Origin of the sequence: Peptoniphilus duerdenii ATCC BAA-1640 (assembly GCF_000146345.1) — a bacterium.
GTDB classification, from domain to species: Bacteria; Bacillota; Clostridia; order Tissierellales; family Peptoniphilaceae; genus Peptoniphilus_B; species Peptoniphilus_B duerdenii.
In genome coordinates this window covers 1-932 of sequence record NZ_GL397080.1, presented here as the reverse complement: position 1 = coordinate 932, position 932 = coordinate 1, and the positions used below count along the sequence as shown (strand labels likewise).

General features: G+C 28.0%; 1 protein-coding gene. It reads right to left on the bottom strand.

Annotated features, from left to right (window positions below; translation table 11 throughout):
- Positions 1-297: 297 nt before the first annotated feature.
- Entirely contained in the window at positions 298-705 is a 408-nt protein-coding gene (locus tag HMPREF9225_RS09670) for a hypothetical protein (protein ID WP_141553771.1), read from the bottom strand.
- Positions 706-932 lie beyond the last annotated feature (227 nt).

The following is a 932-nucleotide window of genomic DNA, read 5'->3' as shown; positions in this document are numbered from 1 at the left end:
TTTGAAGAAGACAGCATAGGATTAGGTTAGACATAGGATATTTAATTATATTTATTGTGTTTTTATAATAATCATCCGTACTTATTCATACCATGGTTATACCCATTCGACTCCAGCTCCTTCGTCGCTTATGCTCAGGGTGACTGTATTCCTTTGGAATTTTATAAAGAATACCATCTCAACAACGGGTAAACCTCCGAGGACCCATTTAAGACAAACAAAAAAATAAAACATAAAAATGTTTTATTTTTAATCGTTTCATATTAACTATTAATTCAACAAATATATTTACTAATTTTAATCTTTTAAAATATATTTTTCCATTCGATAACACATGTATATCATTCCTAAAGCCGAAGGTATTATTATAATAAATAAACCAATAAGATAGTCATATAGATTAAAGACTTCTCCTAATATCATTGTAATAAGCGTAATAACTAAGTCTACAATTCCTAACTTAACGCCAGATCTATACCAATAGGCGTTTCCATCTATCCAATTCGATTCACTTTTAACGAGTCTTGGAATAACATAATGAGACATCCCTATATACTTAGATGAAGATAATCTCACCGTTCCACTTTTAAATTCTTTTATAATTTCCTTAGGTGGATATGGCTTTGGATGTTTTAAAAGATTATAATTACAGATAATAATTAAAACATTTACACCTAAAAATACAAAATATAAATTACTACCCATAAAACCTCCTATAATTGGTCCTTTCATTCTTAATTAATATTATATTATAAATTTGCAAATAAATGGCTGCAACCTGTTCTTAAATTTCCACTTCAAACTGTTCAACATCGGTGGAACCAGAAGTCAAACGGGTAAACTTCCGAGTATTTATCCTTTGCTAATGAAATAATTTCAAAAATTATAACATATGTAAATAAATATCTGATATTTATCTAACTCTATTCTTT